This is a genomic window from Trinickia dabaoshanensis (assembly GCF_002879885.1).
Lineage (GTDB): Bacteria > Pseudomonadota > Gammaproteobacteria > Burkholderiales > Burkholderiaceae > Trinickia > Trinickia dabaoshanensis.
Map to the genome: position 1 here is coordinate 1 of NZ_PNYA01000071.1, position 1,570 is coordinate 1,570.

Annotated in this window: 1 protein-coding gene; it reads right to left on the reverse strand. The window is 59.5% G+C overall.

The annotated features are described in order from the left end of the window. Positions 1-55 precede the first annotated feature (55 nt). The coding region (locus C0Z18_RS32395; RefSeq protein WP_102649537.1) for an ATP-binding protein at positions 56-1,570 on the reverse strand (1,515 nt) is incomplete at its 5' end.

A 1,570-nucleotide genomic window follows, 5' to 3' on the forward strand; every position in this document is an offset into this window, starting at 1 on the left:
TGGCCGAGATTTGTCAGTGTGCCCCTCTGTGGCACTCGTCGCCAATAGGAATCAGCTAGCCCGACGTGTCGCCCGCGCGTGCCAGCGCATTCCGCACAGCCCGAGCGAGTTCATCGAGTCGATACGGCTTGCTGATCAGCGTCACGCCTTCATCGAGCTCGCTGCCATGAAAACTACCGGCGCGAGGGTAACCCGACGCGAAAAGCACGGGAAGGTCTAAAGGGGGTCTCCGTGCAATTTCGGCCAGACGTCTGCTCGAGACTGCACCCGGCATGACAACGTCCGTGAACAACAGATCGATACGTTGGCCACTTTCCAAAAGCGCTAGCGCCGCGTCCCCGTTGGGCGCAGACAAGACTTCGTACCCCAACTCCGACAGCATGTCGATTGCTGCGGTCCGCACATCGATGTCGTCTTCCACCACGAGGATAGTCTCGCCTCCCAACTTCGGCTGGTCCGCTGGCATCCGAAGGTATTCGTGCTCGGGCTCGAAGGTACGCGGGAAGTACAGATCGACGCGCGTTCCCTGCCTTTCCTCACTTTGAAGCCGAACATGTCCGTCGCTTTGCGATACAAAGCCAAACACCGTGCTAAGGCCAAGTCCCGTACCGTGACCTAGTTCCTTGGTCGTAAAAAACGGCTCCATCGCATGGGCTTTCACGTGCTCCGACATACCGCTTCCTGTGTCGGTAACCGAAATTCGCACATGTTCTCCGGCGGGAATAGCGTCAGCAGCGGCTCGGGTGTCCGTCGCCGAATCGATGTCTTCGACGCAGATGCGAATCGTCCCGCTCGTACTAATTGCATCCCGTGCGTTGACGACGAGGTTCAACAGCGCGGCTTCCAACTGATTTCGATCGGCACAGATATTCCACGTACTTCGGTCGGCCGCAATCACTAAGTTGATCACCTCCGCTAACGTCCGCCTCAGCATTTCCGCCATTGCATCAACTATTCGTCCGGGCTTGAGCACCATAGGCGCGAGGGGCTGGCGCCTCGCAAATGCCAACACCTGCGAGGCGAGCTTTGCACCCTTTTCCACCGCATCGCACGCAATCGCAAGCCGCCGACGCAGCGTTTCGTGAGCGTCGGCGGCAAGATCGGCCAATTGCAGATTTGCGGAGATCACTTGGAGGACGTTGTTGAAATCGTGAGCGATGCCTCCGGTTAAGCTGCCCAACGCTTCAAGCTTGTGCGCTTGGCGAAGCCGCTCTTCCACCGCAACGCGTGCCGACACCTCGGTCGCCACTCGCTCCTCGAGCGACCCCGTGAGGCGAACAAGTGCATTTTCAGCCTCTTGACGTTGCCGCTCTGCCCGCACCTTCGCTGTGGTTTCGAACACGATTGCTATGACGCCCGCCGATTGCCCGCCTTCACTGGGCACGGGGCTGTAGCTCAGGTCCATCCAGACGGCTTCCGGGTGTCCTTCGCGGTAAAGAACGAGCTCCTTGTCTTTGTAGCTGAGCGCACCGCCGGCAAGGCAGGTGTCGACGACATGGCGGTTGAATGCCGCAACTTCGGGCCATCCCAGCTCGACAGGCTTACCGAGCAAGAACGGGTGCCGACTACC